17 protein-coding genes are annotated in these 16,967 nt (G+C 66.2%); 9 read left to right on the forward strand and 8 right to left on the reverse strand.

The window, feature by feature from the left end; genetic code table 11:
* Both KBZ14_RS12160 and KBZ14_RS12165 read right to left on the reverse strand, forming a co-directional pair.
* Positions 1–1,312, reverse strand: a 1,312-nt coding sequence (locus KBZ14_RS12160) for a polyphosphate kinase (RefSeq protein ID WP_255118605.1), incomplete at its 3' end; no start/stop codon positions are given.
* Between the two features lie 44 nt (positions 1,313–1,356).
* Complete coding sequence (locus KBZ14_RS12165) at positions 1,357–2,613, reverse strand: MFS transporter (protein WP_255118669.1); 1,257 nt, start codon at positions 2,611–2,613, stop codon at positions 1,357–1,359.
* 97 nt (positions 2,614–2,710) lie between these two features.
* Between KBZ14_RS12165 and KBZ14_RS12170 the strand changes: the two genes are divergently transcribed.
* The 5 genes from KBZ14_RS12170 to KBZ14_RS12190 all read left to right on the forward strand — a co-directional run bounded on the left by KBZ14_RS12170 (position 2,711) and on the right by KBZ14_RS12190 (position 7,813).
* Entirely contained in the window at positions 2,711–3,079 is a 369-nt protein-coding gene (locus KBZ14_RS12170) for a YbjQ family protein (RefSeq protein WP_255118606.1), read from the forward strand.
* An 80-nt stretch (positions 3,080–3,159) separates the two neighbouring features.
* Complete coding sequence (locus KBZ14_RS12175) at positions 3,160–3,792, forward strand: helix-turn-helix transcriptional regulator (protein ID WP_255118607.1); 633 nt, start codon at positions 3,160–3,162, stop codon at positions 3,790–3,792.
* A gap of 87 nt (positions 3,793–3,879) precedes the next feature.
* Positions 3,880–6,012 (forward strand): glycosyl hydrolase family 18 protein, encoded by a 2,133-nt coding sequence (locus KBZ14_RS12180; RefSeq protein ID WP_255118608.1) that lies wholly within the window; start codon positions 3,880–3,882, stop codon positions 6,010–6,012.
* An 87-nt stretch (positions 6,013–6,099) separates the two neighbouring features.
* Complete coding sequence (moaC, locus tag KBZ14_RS12185) at positions 6,100–6,579, forward strand: cyclic pyranopterin monophosphate synthase MoaC (protein WP_255118609.1); 480 nt, start codon at positions 6,100–6,102, stop codon at positions 6,577–6,579.
* A complete protein-coding gene (locus KBZ14_RS12190) occupies positions 6,554–7,813 on the forward strand; it encodes a molybdopterin molybdotransferase MoeA (RefSeq protein ID WP_255118610.1) in 1,260 nt (419 codons plus the stop codon). The genes moaC and KBZ14_RS12190 overlap by 26 nt, the downstream gene beginning before the upstream one ends.
* Positions 7,814–7,960: 147 nt before the next feature.
* On the opposite strand, the gene KBZ14_RS12195 is transcribed toward KBZ14_RS12190, so the two are convergent.
* Positions 7,961–8,413 carry a molybdopterin synthase catalytic subunit gene (locus tag KBZ14_RS12195; protein WP_255118611.1) on the reverse strand — a complete coding sequence of 151 codons (453 nt, stop codon included), beginning with the start codon at positions 8,411–8,413 and terminating at the stop codon, positions 7,961–7,963.
* A 10-nt stretch (positions 8,414–8,423) separates the two neighbouring features.
* On the reverse strand, positions 8,424–8,687 hold the full coding sequence (locus tag KBZ14_RS12200) for a MoaD/ThiS family protein (protein ID WP_255118612.1): 264 nt from the start codon (positions 8,685–8,687) through the stop codon (positions 8,424–8,426).
* A gap of 68 nt (positions 8,688–8,755) precedes the next feature.
* Between KBZ14_RS12200 and moaB the strand changes: the two genes are divergently transcribed.
* On the forward strand, positions 8,756–9,262 hold the full coding sequence (moaB, locus tag KBZ14_RS12205) for a molybdenum cofactor biosynthesis protein B (RefSeq protein ID WP_255118613.1): 507 nt from the start codon (positions 8,756–8,758) through the stop codon (positions 9,260–9,262).
* The gene (locus tag KBZ14_RS12210; protein ID WP_255118614.1) at positions 9,259–9,792 is read left to right on the forward strand and encodes an HPP family protein; all 534 of its coding nucleotides are present in this window, start codon (positions 9,259–9,261) and stop codon (positions 9,790–9,792) included. Before moaB ends, KBZ14_RS12210 begins: the two co-directional genes overlap by 4 nt.
* Before the next feature lie 45 nt (positions 9,793–9,837).
* Here the strand turns inward: KBZ14_RS12210 and modB are convergent, their stop codons facing one another.
* The 4 genes from modB to KBZ14_RS12230 form a co-directional block, all read right to left on the reverse strand.
* Positions 9,838–11,670: a molybdate ABC transporter permease subunit gene (gene modB, locus KBZ14_RS12215; RefSeq protein ID WP_255118615.1), complete on the reverse strand. Its 1,833-nt coding sequence runs from the start codon at positions 11,668–11,670 to the stop codon at positions 9,838–9,840.
* Between the two features lie 9 nt (positions 11,671–11,679).
* Positions 11,680–12,501: a molybdate ABC transporter substrate-binding protein gene (gene modA, locus KBZ14_RS12220; protein WP_255118616.1), complete on the reverse strand. Its 822-nt coding sequence runs from the start codon at positions 12,499–12,501 to the stop codon at positions 11,680–11,682.
* Positions 12,502–12,537: 36 nt separating this feature from the next.
* Positions 12,538–13,545, reverse strand: coding sequence for a GTP 3',8-cyclase MoaA (locus tag KBZ14_RS12225; protein ID WP_255118670.1), 1,008 nt, complete (start codon positions 13,543–13,545; stop codon positions 12,538–12,540).
* A 90-nt stretch (positions 13,546–13,635) separates the two neighbouring features.
* Positions 13,636–14,292 (reverse strand): molybdenum cofactor guanylyltransferase, encoded by a 657-nt coding sequence (locus KBZ14_RS12230; protein ID WP_255118617.1) that lies wholly within the window; start codon positions 14,290–14,292, stop codon positions 13,636–13,638.
* 37 nt (positions 14,293–14,329) lie between these two features.
* On the opposite strand from KBZ14_RS12230, the gene cynS reads away from it, so the two are divergent.
* Positions 14,330–14,785, forward strand: coding sequence for a cyanase (gene cynS / locus KBZ14_RS12235; RefSeq protein WP_255118618.1), 456 nt, complete (start codon positions 14,330–14,332; stop codon positions 14,783–14,785).
* The gene (locus KBZ14_RS12240; RefSeq protein ID WP_255118619.1) at positions 14,782–16,956 is read left to right on the forward strand and encodes a molybdopterin oxidoreductase family protein; all 2,175 of its coding nucleotides are present in this window, start codon (positions 14,782–14,784) and stop codon (positions 16,954–16,956) included. Before cynS ends, KBZ14_RS12240 begins: the two co-directional genes overlap by 4 nt.
* Positions 16,957–16,967: the final 11 nt, after the last annotated feature.

A 16,967-nucleotide genomic window follows, 5' to 3' on the forward strand; every position in this document is an offset into this window, starting at 1 on the left:
CCCACTGGATGTTGTTGTCCTCGTCGAAGCGGGCCTTGAGTTCCACCAGGGCCATCACCTGCTTGCCGTTTTCGGCAGCGCGGATCAGGGCCTTGATGATCGGAGAGTCCTTGGAGACGCGGTAGAGGGTCATCTTGATGGCCAGTACCGAGGCGTCGTCGGCGGCCTGGTTGATGAACTCCTCCACGGAGGTGGCGAACAGATCGAAGGGGTGATGCAGCAGCACATCGCCCCGGCGCAGCACCGAGAAGATGCTCTCGAATTCTTCGGCTTTGATCGACCCGTCCTCCAGCAGGCTCTTCTGGGCCCTAGCCAGGGCCTTGTGGGTGCGGCCGCGATGGGGTTTGTCCTTGAGGTTCGGCAACGGCACCGCCATCAGGCTCATCAGATCGTCGAGGCCGAGAGGCCCGTTGATCCGGTAGAGGTCGGCCGGTTCCACGGCGGTGCCCTCCAGCAGAAGATCCACCACGGCATCGGGCATCTCATTGGCTACCTCGATGCGCACCACTTCACCGCCCATCCGGCGTTTGCGCAGGCCCTGTTGTAGGGCTTCCATCAGGTCGTCGGCCTCGAGGTCGCGCAGTTCCAAGTCGGCGTCGCGGGTGACGCGGAAGAAGTAGTGGCCCTCGATCTCCATGCCGGGGAACAGCAGGTTGAGGTTGAAGGCCACCACCTGTTCCAGGGGAACCGCCGTGAACAGCGGCGTGGGCTCGTGGTCACTGAGCTCAACCGGCAGCTCCACAAACCGCGGCAGGTTCTTCTGGGGCACCTTCACCCGCGCGAATTGCTGCTGGCCGCTGTCGGGGTCGCGAATCAGTGCGGCGATGTTGAGGCTGAGGTTGCTGATGAAGGGAAAGGGGTGCGCTGGGTCGACGGCCAGCGGCGTGAGTACCGGAAAAATGGCGTTCTGGAAGTAGTCATCCACCCACTCCTGCTGGCGGTGGTTGAGACGGGCATAGTCCATGAGGTGGACGCCGTGCTCCGCCAGTTGGTGCTTCAGGTAGAGGCGGTAGTGGGCCTGCTGCTGCTCCAGTAGCGGGTGCAGGCTCTCCCGGATTCTGGCCAGCTGCTGGGTGGGGGTGAGGCCGTCGTCGCTCAGGGTTTGCACACCGGCTTCTTCTTGTGACTTCAGTGAAGCCACTCGCACCATGAAAAATTCGTCGAGGTTATTGCTAAAGATGGCGCTGAACTTGGCCTGCTCTAACAACGGCGTGTGTTCACTCAGGGCCTGGGCCAGTACCCGCTGGTTGAAGGCAATCCAGCTCAGCTCTCGGTTGACGTAGTGCTCCGGAGCGACGACTGGTTCTGCCATTGATGCCCACCGTGCGCCCTTGGCAAGGTAGCAATCGAGGTCCGTCAGTTTGTGTGCTGCTCTGGCTTGACGGCGCTGCCTGGCAGTCCCCCGGCCACCAGCAGGGCCACGCCCGTGAGCAGCAGGATGCCCAGCCAGAAGGGACTGCGTTGGCCGATCAGGTCGTAAGCCAGGCCGGCCAGGGGTGGCCCCACAAAGCTGCCCAGGCTCTGCAGCCCCTGGAGGCTGCCCAGGGCCGCACCCTGGCCCGAGGCATCCAGCCGACGGGAGACTAGGGCCCGCAGGCAGGGGGTGACCAGGCCGGTGCCCATGGCCAGGATCGCTACGGCGCTGAACACCACCGGCTGGGCCGTGCTGATCGTGGCTAGGGGGATCAGCAGGCAGCCGGCGATCACGAAGCCCAGGCCTGCCAGCGTGAGGCGCCACTCACCGAAGCGCTCCACCAGGGGGCCGATCAGCCCTCCCTGCACCACGGTGGCCACCACGCCGACCACCAGGAAGGCCATGGTGGCCAGCCCTGGGCCCCAGTTGAAGGCCTGTTTGAAATAGAGCACCAGCACGGCGGTGAAGCCGTTGAAGGCGAGGAAAAAGAGGAAGAAGGCGGCACACAACCGCCGCACCTGGGGATTGGTGAACACCCGTTGCAGGGCGCTCAGGGGGTTGAGATCCCGCTTGCGGGGCATGGCCCGGCGCTCCTCCGCCGGATGGGTTTCAGGCAGCAGCGTCAGCACCAGCACCAGGTTGAGCAGGGCAAAACCAGCGGCGGCCCACACCGGCAGGGTCACGTTCACGCCCGCCAGCAAGCCTCCGAAGGCCGGGCCGAGGATGAAGCCCAGCCCGAAGGCCACGCCGATCAGGCCGAAGGCCTTGGCGCGGTTTTCCGGTGTGGAGATGTCCGCCAGCACCGCGCCGGCGGTGGCGGCGGTGCCGCCGCTCACCCCATCGATCAACCGCGCGCCGAACAACAGCGCGAGGGGCAGGGCTGTGCCCGCTGCCCAGGGGATCGCCTCCCAGTTGATGCTCACGGTGATGGCGAACAGGCTGAGCCCCAGCACCGACCCGGCCACGCAGGCGCTGATCACGGGTTTGCGGCCGAAGCGATCGCTGAGGGCACCGATCAGTGGTGTGAAGGCGAACTGGGCGATGGCGTAGCTACCGGCCAGCAGGCCGAGGGTGCGGCCATTGCTGGTGAAGCTCGCCAGCAGGAACGGCAGCAGTGGAAACACGATGCTTTCCCCCAGCCGGTCGTTCAGCAGGGTGACGAAGGCGCAGAGGGTCGTGGAGGGGCGCGAGAGGCGCACGGGCCGGGGCCGCAGATCGCTCCAGTTCAGCAAATGCCCGGTCCATCGCCCCGGCTAGAACGCCACTAGCGCTTCGCTGGCCCTGCCGCTGCAGCTGATGTTCGTGACCACCACCTTCACGATTGAGGGCTACGCCATCCACGAGTACAAGGGCATCGTGCGTGGGATCGTGGTGCGCTCGCCAACGCTGGTGCAGGGATTTCTAGGCAGCCTCAAACAGATTGTCGGCGGACGCATCGGCGCTTACACGCAGATGTGTGAGCAGACCCGTGAAGCTGCCTACAACCAGATGGTTGAGCACGCCCGGCTTCTGGGGGCGAACGCCATCGTCGGCACGCGCTACGACGGTTCCGACGTCACCAGTGGCAGTGGCGGCGCCACGGAGGTGCTCTGCTACGGCACGGCGGTGGTGGTGGGGCCTCTTGAACCTGTTCAACCGGCGCGCCCGCCCTATTTGTCGACATGACCCCCCATGGCGTCGAGCCTGATCCCGGGCAATTGCGGGCCTTCACCGGCCAAGTCCATCAGCAGCTTCAGAGTTGGCGATTGCTGATTGCCACTACCCATCGCCCCTACGCCAATCTGCTGACGATCCGGCTGAGCGAGCTTGATCCTCAGCCGCCGCATCTGCCGCAGCGCTTGTTGGCCGTCTGCGATTCGGCTGCTGCCGTGCGTGAGCAGCTGCCGGCCGAAGCGGGCGATGTGCTGCTCTTCATCGAAGAGTCCTTGAGCGACGGTTCGGTGCTGCCATTGGTGGAGGCGCTGCAGCGAAGCGTGAACCCACCCACCATCCTGATGGCGATGGCTGGCCCCTTGCAGCCGGCTCTGGTTCAGGCCGCCTGGCGGGCGGGGGTGCATGCCCTGGTCTGCAGTGATGACTTCGGCAGCGGTGAACTCGCCCGCGCTCTGGCCGCCATCAACCAGGGGGTGCGCTACTGCGGTCCAGCCTGCGAGCCTCTGTTGAGCAGCCAGGGGCCCGCAGCCGACGCCCTCAGCCGGCGCGAGCTGGAGGTGTTGCCGCTGCTTGCCGAAGGTCTCACCAACCGCCAGATCGCCGCACGGCTTCAGATCGCCGAGGTGACGGCCCGCGATCATGTGCAGAAGATCCTCCACAAGCTGCAGGTGAGCGATCGGGCCGCAGCTGCTGCGTTGGCGGTGCGCCTGGGCCTGGCGCGCTGAACAACCCTTCAGCTGAAGGATGTGCCCGCCCCGGGACTGCAGGCACGGTGTCTCCAGTGAACGGAGACCGGCTCTTTGGAGAACCCTGTGACCAACACGCCGATCGTGGCGGCCTACTTCCCGGAGTGGGGCATCTATGGGCGGGATGTGCAGATCGCCGATGTGCCGGCGGATCGCCTCACTCACCTGATCTATGCCTTTGCCCGCATCGGCAGCGATGGGCGGATGGCGCTGTTCGACAGCTATGCCGCCACTGAAAAGCGCTTCACGGATCCGCAGGACGCCGTCGGTGGTGAGGCCGACAGCTGGTTCTACCCGGCAGAGGATCCCCGCAGCGGCCAGAGCGTCTGGGGCAACTTCAACCAGATCGCCGAACTGAAGGCCCTGCATCCTCACCTGCGCACCAGCATCGCGATCGGCGGCTGGACTTTGTCGGGCAACTTCTCAACCAGCCTCGACAGCGCCGCTGAGCGCGAGGTGTTTACCCAGTCCGTGGTCGACTTCCTGCGCACTTACACCATGTTCGACGGGGTCGATTTCGACTGGGAGTATCCCGGTGGCGGCGGCCTTGAGAGCAACGCCGCCTCGACCGCCGACGGCGCCAACTACGTTGCCACCTTGCAGCTGCTGCGCCAGAAGCTTGATGGCCTTGGCGGTGAGCTGGGCCGCCGCTACGAGATCTCGGTGGCCTCGGCTGCCGGGGTCGACAAGATCCCCGGCTTTCACTTGAGCGAACTGAAGGAGTTTGTCGACTTCTTCAATGTGATGACCTACGACTTCCACGGCACTTGGGAGGCCTCAACCGGCCATCAGGTGCCACTGCGAGGAGATGCGATCGGCTACGACATCAGCACGGCGATTGATCGCTACCTGCAGGCCGGCGTTGATCCTTCGCAGATCGTGCTCGGTGCTCCCGCTTACACCCGCGCCTGGAAGGGGGTGCAATCCAGTCCAGACGACTACGGCGTGGTTGATTTCGGCTATGGCGACAGTGCCGCCGGGGCTGCCCCTGGCAGCTTTGAGGCCGGCGTCTATGACTACAAGGATGTGCTGGCCCAGCTGCGTGCCGGCGGTTGGCAATTGATCTGGGACGACAACGCTCAGGCTGCCTACCTCTGGAATGCAGCGCAGCAGACCTTCAGTTCGTTTGAGACCCCCGCCACGATTGCCCTCAAGAGTGCCTGGGCGCGTGAGAAGGGACTCGGTGGTGTGATGTTCTGGGACCTCACGAATGACGCGGTCGGTGATCCGGACAGTCTGGTTGAGGCGGCTGCCGACTTCTGGCTGGATGGCCGCAGCTTTGCTGAGATTGCTGCCGCGTCAGGGTTGCGCTTTGACGCGATTGTGGGTGGCAATGGTCAGTTTGACCTGGCCGATGTGCTGGAGGATCCGGCTAACGGCGGCCCCGCACTTCCAGTGGAGCTGCAAACCCAGCCGGTGATTCCCCAGCCGGTGCCGGTGGACCCGCAGTTGCCCGAAAGCCCTGCAGCGACAACGCCTGTGGACAGCGGTGGCATTGCTGTGGCGCTGCAGCTCAGCAGCCAGTGGAGCGGTGCCTTTGAGGGTCAGCTCCTGCTGACCAACCCCGGTGGGCAAGCCCTCAGCCAGTGGAGCGTCAGCTTCAACAGCCGTTATGAGTTGCGGGGCCTGTCCGACTTCACCATGCAGCAACGGCGCCAGGCCGATGGCACCTGGCAGGTGACCCTGAGCCCGCCCAGCTGGGGCACGACCCTGCAGCCGGGTACGACTGCCCGCTCTTACGTGCAGGGCCTGATCCCAGGAGGTGGGCAACTATCCAGCCTCGATGGAGCTCTGGTGCTGACCGCAGCTGTCACTGAAGCTTCCAGCCAACCGGCCGCAGAGCCAGCACCGATCACCCCGGTCGATCCGATCACCGGTGGCGTTGGTGCCGGGGTGTCGGCTCCAACGGTCGATGTGCTGGTCGGCAGTGGCGACACGCGACTGCAGGCCCGCGGCGACCAGGCGGAGCAGTTTCGCCTCGGCTACGCCTGGGGCCGTCAGCTGACGATCGCAGGCTTTGATCCCACCCAGGATCGACTCGATCTGCGGGGCTTCTGGGGCGAAGGTCAACAGGCCCGTGTGCTCGGCAGTGCCGAGGGCGTGCGCGTTGAGCTGCCTTTCAACCAACAGTGGGTTCTGCTCCCTGGGGTGACCTTGGAGCAGTGGGGAAGCCAGGCGCTGCAGGTCTGGGCGAGTTGAGGAGGGGCTGGAGTCAACCTGGCCGGCCTGTGCTGCAGCAGTTGAAGGCCCAGCCGGCCATGCTGTGGGTCTTCGGATTGGGATGCCATGGCAGAGCTGACCCATCTCAATGCGGCCGGGCAGGTGCACATGGTTGAGGTGGGCGATCGCCCACCCACCCGCCGTGAGGCCACGGCCGAGGGCTTTCTGGTGATGCAGCCCGAGGTGCTCGACCTGGTTCTTGAGGGGCGGGCGCCCAAGGGCGACGTTTTGGCGGTGGCCAGGGTGGCGGCGATCCAGGCGGCGAAACGCACCTGGGAGTTGATCCCGCTCTGCCATCCGATTGCCCTCAGCGGCGTGGAGGTCACGATTGAGCCCAGTAGCGACGGCAGCACGTTGCGTCTGGAGGCCAGCGCTCGCACCACCGGCAGCACCGGGGTGGAGATGGAAGCGCTCACTGCCGTGCAGGTGGGGCTGCTCACCCTCTACGACATGCTCAAATCCGCCGATCCGGCCATGACGATCGGCCCGGTGCGACTGCTCAGCAAGAGCGGCGGGCGCCATGGCGACTGGCAGCGCCATGACTGAGCCCTACGGCCGTGAAGGGCTGCCGCTGGAGCAGGCCCGGGCGACGATTTTGGAGCACCTGCAGCCGCTGGGCCTGCGGGAGTCGTTGCCCCTGGCTGCCTGCCTGGGGCGCACCACAGGGGCAGCGGTGCTGGCTCCGGCGGCGGTGCCGGGCTTCCGCGCCTCGATCATGGATGGCTACGCCATTGCTGGTGGGGCCGTTCCCGCCATTGGCACGCGATGGAGCCTGGTGGGTGTTTCGGCTGCCGGCACGCCTTACGGTTCGGCCCTCGCGGCGGGCGAAGCGGTGCGCATCCTCACCGGTGCCGTGGTGCCCGAGGGCAGTGAGCGGGTGCTGCCGCAGGAGCTGGTGGGGGTGGTTGGTGAGGGCGAGGAGCTCGAGCTGTTCCAACCCTGCGGGCCCAACACATGGATTCGTCACCCCCAGGAGGAGGCCGCACCGGGCCAGGAGCTGGTGCCCGCGGGTCAACGCCTGGGCGCGGCGGATCTGGGGCGCCTGGCCAGTTGCGGGCTGCAGGAGCTGGTGGTCACGCGCCGGCCGCGCGTGGGGCTGCTGATCAGCGGTGATGAGTTGCTGCAACCTGGGCTGCAGCGGGGACCAGGCCAGATCTGGGAGAGCAACAGCACCTTGTTGTGTGCTCTGCTGCAGCGGTTGGGGTATGTGCTTGCCGAGCAAAGGGTGGTCGTTGACCAGCCGGAGCCGTTGCGCATCGCCCTGCGGGATCTGGCCCAGAGTTGTGATGTGGTTGTGGGCACAGGCGGGGTGTCCGCCGGCGACAGTGACTGGATCAGGCCGCTCGTGGATGAGCTGGGAGAGGTGCGGTTCTGGAAGCTGTTCCTCAAACCCGGTCGCCCCTTCGCCTGGGGCCAGCTGGCGGGTGTGCCGTTTTTTGGTCTGCCGGGCAATCCGGTGGCGGCGGCGATCACGGCGCTGCAGTTGCTCTGGCCGGCGCTGCAGCGGCTCGAGGGGGCTGAGCTGCAGCTGTTACCCCGGCTGAAGGTGCAGCTGGAGGCGCCGTTGCGCCGTGGTGCCGGCCGGCCTGAGCTGGCCCGGGCCCAGTTGGCGGTGGCGGCTGATGGCGGGCTGTCGGCGCGGGTCGCAGGGTCGCAGGCCTCCTCGCGGATCGGCTCGCTGCAGGGGGCTGATCTGCTGTTGGAGATCCCGGCGGAACTTGGGAGCCTGGAGGCGGGCACGGAGCTGTGGGCGCAGCTGTTGCGCTTGCCTGTGTTTTGAGTGGTGTGGGGCTTTCAGCTGCAACAGATAGTGGTGACCACGTCGTCTGGGCTGGGAAGGCTGAAGCGTTGGTTCTCGCGGTCGAAGCTCTGCTGCCACCGGCTCTGTTGCCACCGGTCCGTGCAAGAGGTAGCTGAACCTGCAGGTTCAAAGCGGTGTGTTACCGCTCAGCCACTCGCTGCTGCCATCGGTGCGCCACTCGCGTTTCCAGAAGGGGGCGTGGTGTTTGAGCGCCTCCAGTAGTTCCTGGCAGCAGCGCTGGGCGGGTCCGCGGCGGTTGGCGCCGATGGCGACCAGCACGATCGCCTCACCTGGGATCACCCGACCGATGCGGTGCTGTACCAGGCAGCTACTCACCCCGTGGCGGTTGCAACAGTTCACAGCGAGCTGCTCCAGCTGCTGCTCGGTCATGCCTGGGTAGTGCTCGAGCTCCAGGGCCTCTAGGAGGGTGCCATCGGCAGCCGTGTCCCGCACGCGACCAACGAACAGGCTTTCAGCGGCGCTTTCGGCGATCCCCAGGCCTTTCAGCTCCGTCTGCCATCGCTCCAGAACCTCCAGGGGTTCGAAGCAGGTGCTGTGGAGATCGATCCTGAGCTGCATGGTCTTCGCTTCAGCCTCCGCTGATCGGCGGCAGGAAAGCGAGCTCATCGCCTGGTTGCAGGGGGGTGTCGGCGTCGGCGAACTGCTGATTGATGGCTACGCGCACCTGTTGATCGAGCGCGCCTGGCAAATGCAATTTCAACCAGAGCTGACGGGGGGTGAGTACGGAATCAGGTTGGGGGGCTGCCGGCCACTGCTGCTCAGCCCAGCCCGCCTGCTCGCGCAGCCCGGCGAACAGCAGGATCCGGATCTTCCCCGCAGACAGCCCAGCCATGGCAACAACGCTAACCAGCCCTGCGCGCGATCCCTTGCGACCATGGCTTCAGCGCCGTTGCCTCCGATTTGAGCCTCGCCATCGCCTTGCTCACGGTGTCTGACACCCGCACCTTGGCGGATGATCGTTCGGGTGATGCGCTCCAGCAGCGGATCGAAGCCGCCGGCCACCGGCTGGCGGAGCGCCGGATCAGGCGTGATGATCGTTATCAGATCCGTGCTGAGCTGAGCCGTTGGATCGCCGATCCCGCCGTGCAGGTGGTGATCACCAGCGGCGGCACCGGCCTCACCGGCCGTGATGGCACCCCTGAGGCCGTTGCTCCGCTGCTCGATAAAACGATCGAGGGTTTTGGCGAGCTGTTTCGGGTGCTCTCCTTTGAAACGATCGGTACGAGCACTCTCCAGAGCCGCTGCCTGGCGGGCGTGGCCAATGGCACCGTGATCTTTGTGCTGCCTGGTTCGCTGGATGCCGTGCAGACCGCCTGGGATCGACTGATCTCCGCCCAGCTCGATGAAGCCACCCGCCCCTGCAACCTGGTGCAGCTGCTGCCGCGGTTCACGGAGCCAGCAGGGTGAGCGGGCTGCGTCGCCTGCACGTGGTGGTTCGGCGTGAACGCCGCCGCGGTCGGCGCTATCAGCCCCGCTTTCGGTTCAACCAGATCGGGGTCACGTCGCTGGCGGCGCTCGGCGCGGTGCTGTTCCTGGGCCTGCTCTCCCTGTGGAGCGGCCAGCTGCTCATCGTGGCGCCGTTGGGTGCTTCTTGCGTGCTGCTGTTTGGCTACCCCGCCAGCCCCCTGGCCCAGCCGCGCAACATCGTGCTCGGCAATCTGCTCGGTGCCCTGGTGGGTGTGGCCCTGGTGAGCACCGCCGGGCAAGGGCCTCTGGTGCTGGCCTTGGCCGTGGGCCTCACGATCCTCATGGGGCAACAGTTGCGTTGCTTGCATCCGCCCGCCGGCGGGATGGCCTTCCTTGCGGTGTATCTGAAGGTGGCCTGGGGCTTTCTGCTGTTTCCGGTGTTGAGTGGCTCGATGCTTTTGGTGCTGCTGGCCTGGGGCTTCAGCCGCTGGGTGCCTGGTGCATCTCCCTACCCCCGGCATTGGTTGTGATCTGCGATGGGGCTCATGCCGCGGCTGGCTCCTGCACCGCTCGGTTCAAGACTCCAGCCACAGGATGGCCGTCCTTGGGATCACCAGCTCGAGCTCGTTGGCCTGACCTTGTAGCTGTCGCCATTGCCAGGCTTGTAGTCCCACTTCAATAGCGAAGGCACTTGCGCCGATCTGTACATAGGTGCTGACCTGCAGGCCGCCATGGCTCACATTGATCAGCCGGCAGGGATTCACGATCAGCTCGGGGCAAGCCTTCGTGCTGCCGATGGTGCAGAGACGTAGGTCATGGGCCTGCAGGCCAATCCAATTCGGAGCGGCTGGGGACGACGGTTGTGCTGCCTTGATCACAAGGCCCCAGGTCTCAGCCAGGCACCGATCGGCGCTCAGCCAGTGGATTGGGCTGAGGTTCTTGCAGCCCATGAGCTTGGCCACAGCCAGCTGCCGGGGATGGGTAAACAGTTCCTGGGTTTCTCCCTGGCGGATGAGGCGTCCGCCATCGATCACCAGCAGTTCATCGCTCAGCCGGTGGGCTTCATCGATGTCGTGCGTGACCAACAGGATGGGGGTTCCAGTGCTGCGCTGCAGGCTGTCGACCAAGTGCTGCAATTGCTGCCGACGGAAACTGTCCTGGGAGTTGAGGGGCTCATCCAACAACAACAACTCGGGCTCGATTGCCAGGGCTCGTGCCAGGGCCACCCGCTGACACTGGCCTCCTGATAACTGATCTGGAAACAGCCGTGCCTGCCCCTCAAGTCCCACCGCTGCCAGCAGCATCGCCACCCGAGAATGTCGCTGTTCGCGGCTGAGCTGGCTCAGCCCAAACGCCACATTGGCGGCGACGCAGAGGTGGGGGAAGAGCGCATGTTGCTGAAACACCATGGCGATCCGCCGGTGCTGCGGTGCGACCCAGACCCCATGGTCGCTATCGCAGAGCAGCCGCTCACCCAGTTGGATGCGGCAGTGTTGCGGCCGCTCAAGCCCGGCGATGCAGCGCAGCAAGAGGGTCTTGCCGGCCCCAGACGGGCCCAGCACCGCCAACCGTGGCACCTGGCTGCTCCAGCGCACAGTCAGCTCAAAGCTTCCGCGGTGGAGCTGAATGGCCACCTGCAGAACGGCAGGGGCAGCGGGTTGGGGCGGCCTGAGCGGTTGCGCCGCCACACAGCTTTCCTCCTCCGGATGGATGGCCGAACGCCCGTGCACCACCCTGGGGGATCGGCGTCGGTTGAGGCCTTCGACCAAGACCAGGCAGCCACCGTTGAGCAGGAGAACCATGGCCGTGAGCCGCCAGGCCTCGGGTAGGGAGCCGTTTTCGACGGCGCTATAGATCGCGAGGGGCAGCGTCTGTGTACGGCCGGGGATGTTGCCCGCCAGCATCATGGTGGTGCCGAATTCTCCGAGCGCCCGGGCAACGCTGAGGCTCAGACCGGCCCATAGGCCAGGGAGGATCAGTGGCAGGGTGACGCGCCGGAGCACCTGCACTGGACTGCAACCCAAGCCCAGGGCCACGGCCTCGAGGGCTGGGTCGAGTTGTTCGAGGGAGGCCAGGGTGCTGCGGTACATCAACGGGAATGCCACCACGGCAGCGCTGATCACCGTGGCGCCCCAGCTGAACACCACGGTGATGTCCATCGCCTGCAGGAGCTGCCCGATGGGCCCGTTGGGGCCCAGCAATTGCAGCAACACAAACCCCAATACCGTTGGCGGCAACACCAGCGGTGACAGCAGCAGCAGGTCGGCTAGGGCCCGCCGCCGGCCGTGCCAGCCCCTCACCAGTAGAGCAGCCCCGATTGCCGGAGGGCTCAGCAGGAGAACCGCCAGGGCTGCTGCTCGCAGCGAGAGCAGCAGCGGGGACCAGAGGGTGTCCACTGCAGGGGGCATGGTGGTGGTTCAGCCCCCAGAGGGCAGCGGTGAAAAGCCGGCGCGCATGAAGGCATTGCGGGCCGCAGGGCTGCTTAACCCTTCGAGATAGACCTTGGCGGCCTTGGGCTGGCGACTGCGTTGGATGACCGCGCCGTAGTAAAGAATTGGCTGATGACTGGTGGCTGGCGCCGTAGCGGTGATGCGAAGGTTGGCCACGCCAACTACATCACTGCGATACACGAATCCCGCATCGACGCTGCCACTGGCGACCGCGGCAGCCACGGCGCGCACTGAGCCAAGAGGTACGAGCTTTGGTTGAAGTGTGGTGGTGAGTTTGTAGTACTGCAGAACCTGGCGGCCGTAATCACCCGCCGGGACCGCGTTGTCACCGATGGCGATGCGGCGAATCCGGGGGCTTGTGAGATCACGGAAGCCGAGCATGCCCCGCTGGCTGGTGGGCACCACCAGCACCAGTTGGTTGCTGATCAGTTTGCGGCGACTTCCCTTCAGCAGAAGCCCGGCCCGCTCAAGGGCATCCATCTGTTTGCTGCCGGCCGAGAGGAAGACATCCACTGGTGCCCCCTGCTCGATCTGGCGTTGGAGGATTCCGGAGGCTGACAGGTTGAACTGGGGAGCCGGACCCCGTTGCCTGCGGGAGAACGACGAGGCTAGGTCCTGCAGAACATTGGTGAGACTGACGGCAGCACTGACCAGTAGGGGTTGCGCAGTTGGGGGGAGCTGTGACAGTGCCCGGGGTGTGCTGACCAACAGCAACGGCACTCCTGCCAGTGTCAGCACCACGGCCAGGGTTGTGCGGTGGATGGTGTTCAGGGCCGTGGATCTGGGCATCACGGCAGGTTCCCAGGGCTGATGGTGGCAGGCAAGTTATCCCCCGAGATAAGCCATTTCGGCACGTGCCAAGACGGTTGAGGGAGCCCCAACGACGTTCCGTCTCTGGTCGCGCTCTTCGCTGTAGCGATCGTCCCGCCGACGCCAAAGGGTTGAAATCGTGTGCTCTAGCTCCGCGGGGTCCACGCCCTGGTGCAGCCACGGTTTGAGGTCTACTCCGCTCTCGGGTGCGGAAAACAGACAGGTGTAGGCCACGCCATCGGCGGTGACGCGTAGGCGGTTGCAGTCGCCGCAGAAGGGTTGGCTTACCGAGGCCACCACAGCCACGCAGCCGTTTCCATCGCGGTAGCGCCAGCGGTTGGCGGTGCCGTGTGGCTTGCGGCCGAGGTGCTCCAAGGGCCAGCGGGCATTGATCTGCTGCACCATCTCGGCGGCGCTCACCACATCGGCCGGGCTCCAACCGTTGCGGTTGCCCACATCCATGTATTCGATCAGCCTGAGTTCCAGGCCCTGGTTGCGGCAGAGCCCGGCCAACGGCACCACTTGATCGTTGTTGCGGCCGCGCTGGATCACGGCGTTGAGCTTCAGCTGTCCCGCTGCTGGATCGAAGCCGGCGGCGCGGGCGTGCTCGATCGCCTCAAGCACTGCAGTCAGAGCTCGCTTGCCGGCACGGGCATCCGCTAAGCCCGCCATGCGGGCCACACTGGCTCCATCCGCTCCATCGAGACTGAGCGTGATGCGATCCAGGCCGGCGGCGCGCAGGGCGTGGGCGCGGCTGGCGCTGAGCAGGGTGCCGTTGCTGGTGAGGGTGATCTCGCGTAGGCCCTGGGCGCGCAACGGCTGTACGGCGCTGATCAGCGCATCGAGCTGGCTGTGCAGCAGCGGTTCGCCGCCGGTCAGCCGCAGGCTCTGGGCCCCAAGAGCCACGGCCGCTTGGATCAGCTGCAACCGTTGCTCCAGGTTCAGCAGTCCCGGTGGCTCCTGGCCATCGGGCAGGCAGTAAGGGCAGGCCAGGTTGCAGCGGGCTGTGAGCGAGAGGCGCAGCACGCCGAGGGGGCGCTGAAGCTGATCGCGGGGGTGAGCGACGGCCGTCTCTGCAGCGGAGTCCAGTCTGCTGGCCCGCCCGTGGGCAGCTCAGATGTCGTCGGGGCGGTTCAGGTTGCGGATCGTGCGGGCGTCCAGCGTCACGCGGTGGCAGGGCTGGTGGGTGAGCCAGCTCTGCAGGCGGCGCTCCCCCTGGCCGATTGCGGCGGCCAGGCCATTGCGTTGAGCGGGGCCGCTTGGGTAGAGGCCGAGCAGGGGCTGCAGACGCTCACCGTCGTGGGCCAGGTGGATGGCCCCAGGGGCGGCCTCAGCTGCGGCCAGCAGGCTTTCCAGCACGGACAGGGTGAGATTGGGCATGTCCACCGGGCAGAGCAGCAGCCGTTGGTTGGGGTGGTGTTCCATCAGACGGTGCAGGGCCAGCAAGGGCCCCTCCCAGGGAGACGGCTCGGCCAGGACGGTGATAGTGGCTGGTGCAGCTGCCGTGGGTTGCTCAGCGAGCTGCCCAGCCAGGGCCAGGTGCTCTGGCCAGCGGCTCAGGAGCGTGATCGGTGCTCGCAGCGCGGCCAGCAGCCGCAGCGTGCGCTCTAGCCAGCAGCCGCCTTCGGGGTGGGGGAGCAGCGCTTTGTCTTGGCCCATGCGTCGGCTGGCTCCGCCGCTGAGCAGGCAGCTACGCAGCGGTGCCGGGCTGGCGCCCTGCGTCACCTCGTTCTGTAGCAACCGCTGCCTGAGTGCATCGGCCTGATCCATAGGGTCCGCCGATCGATCCGCTCCAGCCTGCAGCGCCATGGCCCTCTCTCCCCTCACTGCCGCCCTGTTGGCCGCCAAGCGCCGCCTTGGGCTCAGCTTCGCCGATCTCGGCCAGCGCTTGAGGGCCGATGAGGTGTGGGTGGCGAGCCTGATCTATGGCCAGGCCACGGCCACGCCGGAGCAGGCCGAGGCGCTGCTGCAGGCCCTAGAGCTGGGGGGTAGCGGCGGAGCTGAGCTGCTGGATCAGCTCACCACTTACCCGGTGAAAGGGGCCCTCGATCCGGTGATCCCCACGGATCCGCTGCTCTATCGCTTCTACGAAATCCTGCAGGTGTATGGCCTGCCCTTGAAGGATGTGATCCAGGAAAAGTTCGGCGATGGGATTATGTCGGCGATTGATTTCAGCCTCACCGTGGACCGCCAGGAGGATCCCAAGGGGGATCGGGTGGTGGTGACGATGAACGGCAAGTTCTTGCCTTACCGCACGTGGTGAGCGCCCCTGCGGCAGCGGCCCTGGCCCAGTGCCCGTACTGCGGTGTGGGTTGCGGCCTGGAGCTCAAGCCGCCCGCGGCGGCAGGCGACCCCCACTGGACAACCCGTGGAGATCGCCTGCACCCCTCCTCCCTGGGCCAGGTGTGCGTCAAGGGCGCCACCGTGGGTGAAACCCTTCACCACAACAGGCTCACCACCCCGCTGTGGCGGGAGCGCCGAGACCAACCGTTTCAGCCCATCAGCTGGGAGGCGGCCTTTGAGCAGCTGCTGACGCAGATTCGTCGCACTTTGGCGGACCAGGGTCCGGCTGGCCTGGCGATCTATGGCTCGGGGCAGTTCCTCACGGAGGACTACTACGTGGCCAACAAGCTGCTCAAGGGTGCCTTGGGCAGCAACAACTTCGATGCGAATTCACGCCTGTGCATGAGTTCGGCGGTGGCCGGCTATGCCCGCAGCCTCGGCTCCGATGGCCCTCCCTGCTGTTACGACGATCTCGATGCGGCCGACCTGGTGGTGCTGATTGGCACCAACACGGCTGAGTGCCATCCGGTGTTGTTTCAGCGGCTGCTGAAGCGCAAACGCAAAGACAGACAGGCCTTGCGTCTGGTGGTGGTGGATCCCCGGGCTACGGCCACCAGCGATGCCGCTGATCTGCACCTGGCACTCCGCCCCGGCACGGATCTGGTGCTCTTGCACGGCGTGGGCCACCTGTTGTTGCAGGCCGCGGCGATCAACCAGGGCTTCGTGGCTGCCCACACGCAGGGTTTCGCAGAACTGGCGGCGCTATGGCAGGTCTGGACGCCGCAGCGGGTGAGTGATCTCTGTGGGATCAGCGAAGCCGATCTGCACCAGCTAGCCCAGTGGTGGGCTGGCTCGGCCGGAGTGCTCAGCCTCTGGTCCATGGGGGTGAACCAGAGCAGCGAGGGCACCGCCACGGTGGCGGGGATCATCAATCTGCATCTGGTCACCGGTCAGATCGGGAGGAAGGGGGCGGGCCCCTTTTCGCTCACGGGCCAGCCCAATGCGATGGGGGGGCGTGAGGCCGGTGGCCTAGCCCAGCTGCTGCCGGGCTATCGCGTTGTGGCGAACGCCGAGCACCGCGCCGAGGTGGAGCGGCACTGGGGCTTCGCTCCCGGTTCAATCGCGGCCGAACCCGGTCTGGCGGTGTGGCAGCAGATCGAGGCGATGGAGCGGGGAGACCTGGGGCTGTGGTGGGTGGCTGCCACCAATCCCCTGGTGAGCATGCCGTCGCTGGATCGGGTGCGGGCGGCGGTGGCCAATTGCCCGCTGGTGGTGCTGAGTGAGGCCTACGCCGATACGGAAACGGCCGAGGTGGCCCATCTGGTGCTGCCGGCGGCCCAGTGGAGTGAGAAGAGCGGCGTGATGACCAACTCCGAGCGCCGCGTCACCCTGTGTGCTGCCTTCCGGGATCCACCGGGTGAGGCCAGGGCTGACTGGGCGATCTTTGCTGAGCTGGGTCGCCGCCTGGGTTTCGTGGATCAGTTCAGCTACGGCTCAGCGGCGGAGGTGTACGCGGAGTTCACGGCACTCACGGCCGGCCGGGTGTGTGAAGTGAGCGGCCTCAGCCACGACCTGCTGGCCCAGCACGGTCCCCAACAGTGGCCTTTTCCGGCAGGTACGCAGCCCGGTGGTGGCCAAGCGCGCCTCTATGGCGAGGTGTGTGCCTTCCCGGCTGCTCCCGCAGGCCATCGCTTCCCCACTGGTAACGGTCGGGCCCGCCTGTGGGCTGATCTGCCCCTGGGCTTAGCCGAACCCCCCTGCGACGCCTACCCGCTGGTGCTCACCGTGGGCCGTTACCTGGGCCATTGGCACACCATGACGCGCACGGCCCATGTGGCGCGGATTGTGAAACAGCATCCTGAGCCGCTGCTGGAGGTGCATCCCACCGATGGCGAGCGCCATGGCCTGGTGGATGGCGCCATGGCCCAAGTGAGCTCCCGCCGCGGCTCCGTGACGGCCCGGGTGCAACTCACCGATCGCATTCGGCCGGGCACGGTGTTCCTGCCGATGCACTGGGGGGCCACCCAGGCCAAGGCCTGTGAAGCCAACCGGCTGATGCATGAGCTGGGCTGCCCCCATTCCAAGCAGCCGGAGTTGAAGGCCGCTGCCGTCTGGGTTGCGCCTTGGCCCAGGCCAGAGGCGTCCACCTAACGGGACAGCCT

Source organism: Synechococcus sp. HJ21-Hayes, from assembly GCF_024345835.1.
Taxonomy (GTDB): Bacteria; Cyanobacteriota; Cyanobacteriia; order PCC-6307; family Cyanobiaceae; genus Vulcanococcus.

What these genes read in the sequence shown, in the direction of transcription:
- moaC (WP_255118609.1), top strand. Translation starts at nt 6,100, where the DNA reads ATGGCAGAGCTGACCCATCTCAATGCGGCCGGGCAGGTGCACATGGTT.
- modA (WP_255118616.1), bottom strand. Translation starts at nt 12,501, where the DNA reads ATGCCCAGATCCACGGCCCTGAACACCATCCACCGCACAACCCTGGCC.
- KBZ14_RS12170 (WP_255118606.1), top strand. Translation starts at nt 2,711, where the DNA reads ATGTTCGTGACCACCACCTTCACGATTGAGGGCTACGCCATCCACGAG.
- cynS (WP_255118618.1), top strand. Translation starts at nt 14,330, where the DNA reads ATGGCCCTCTCTCCCCTCACTGCCGCCCTGTTGGCCGCCAAGCGCCGC.
- KBZ14_RS12200 (WP_255118612.1), bottom strand. Translation starts at nt 8,687, where the DNA reads ATGGCTGGGCTGTCTGCGGGGAAGATCCGGATCCTGCTGTTCGCCGGG.
- KBZ14_RS12230 (WP_255118617.1), bottom strand. Translation starts at nt 14,292, where the DNA reads ATGGATCAGGCCGATGCACTCAGGCAGCGGTTGCTACAGAACGAGGTG.
- KBZ14_RS12195 (WP_255118611.1), bottom strand. Translation starts at nt 8,413, where the DNA reads ATGCAGCTCAGGATCGATCTCCACAGCACCTGCTTCGAACCCCTGGAG.
- modB (WP_255118615.1), bottom strand. Translation starts at nt 11,670, where the DNA reads ATGCCCCCTGCAGTGGACACCCTCTGGTCCCCGCTGCTGCTCTCGCTG.
- KBZ14_RS12190 (WP_255118610.1), top strand. Translation starts at nt 6,554, where the DNA reads ATGGCGACTGGCAGCGCCATGACTGAGCCCTACGGCCGTGAAGGGCTG.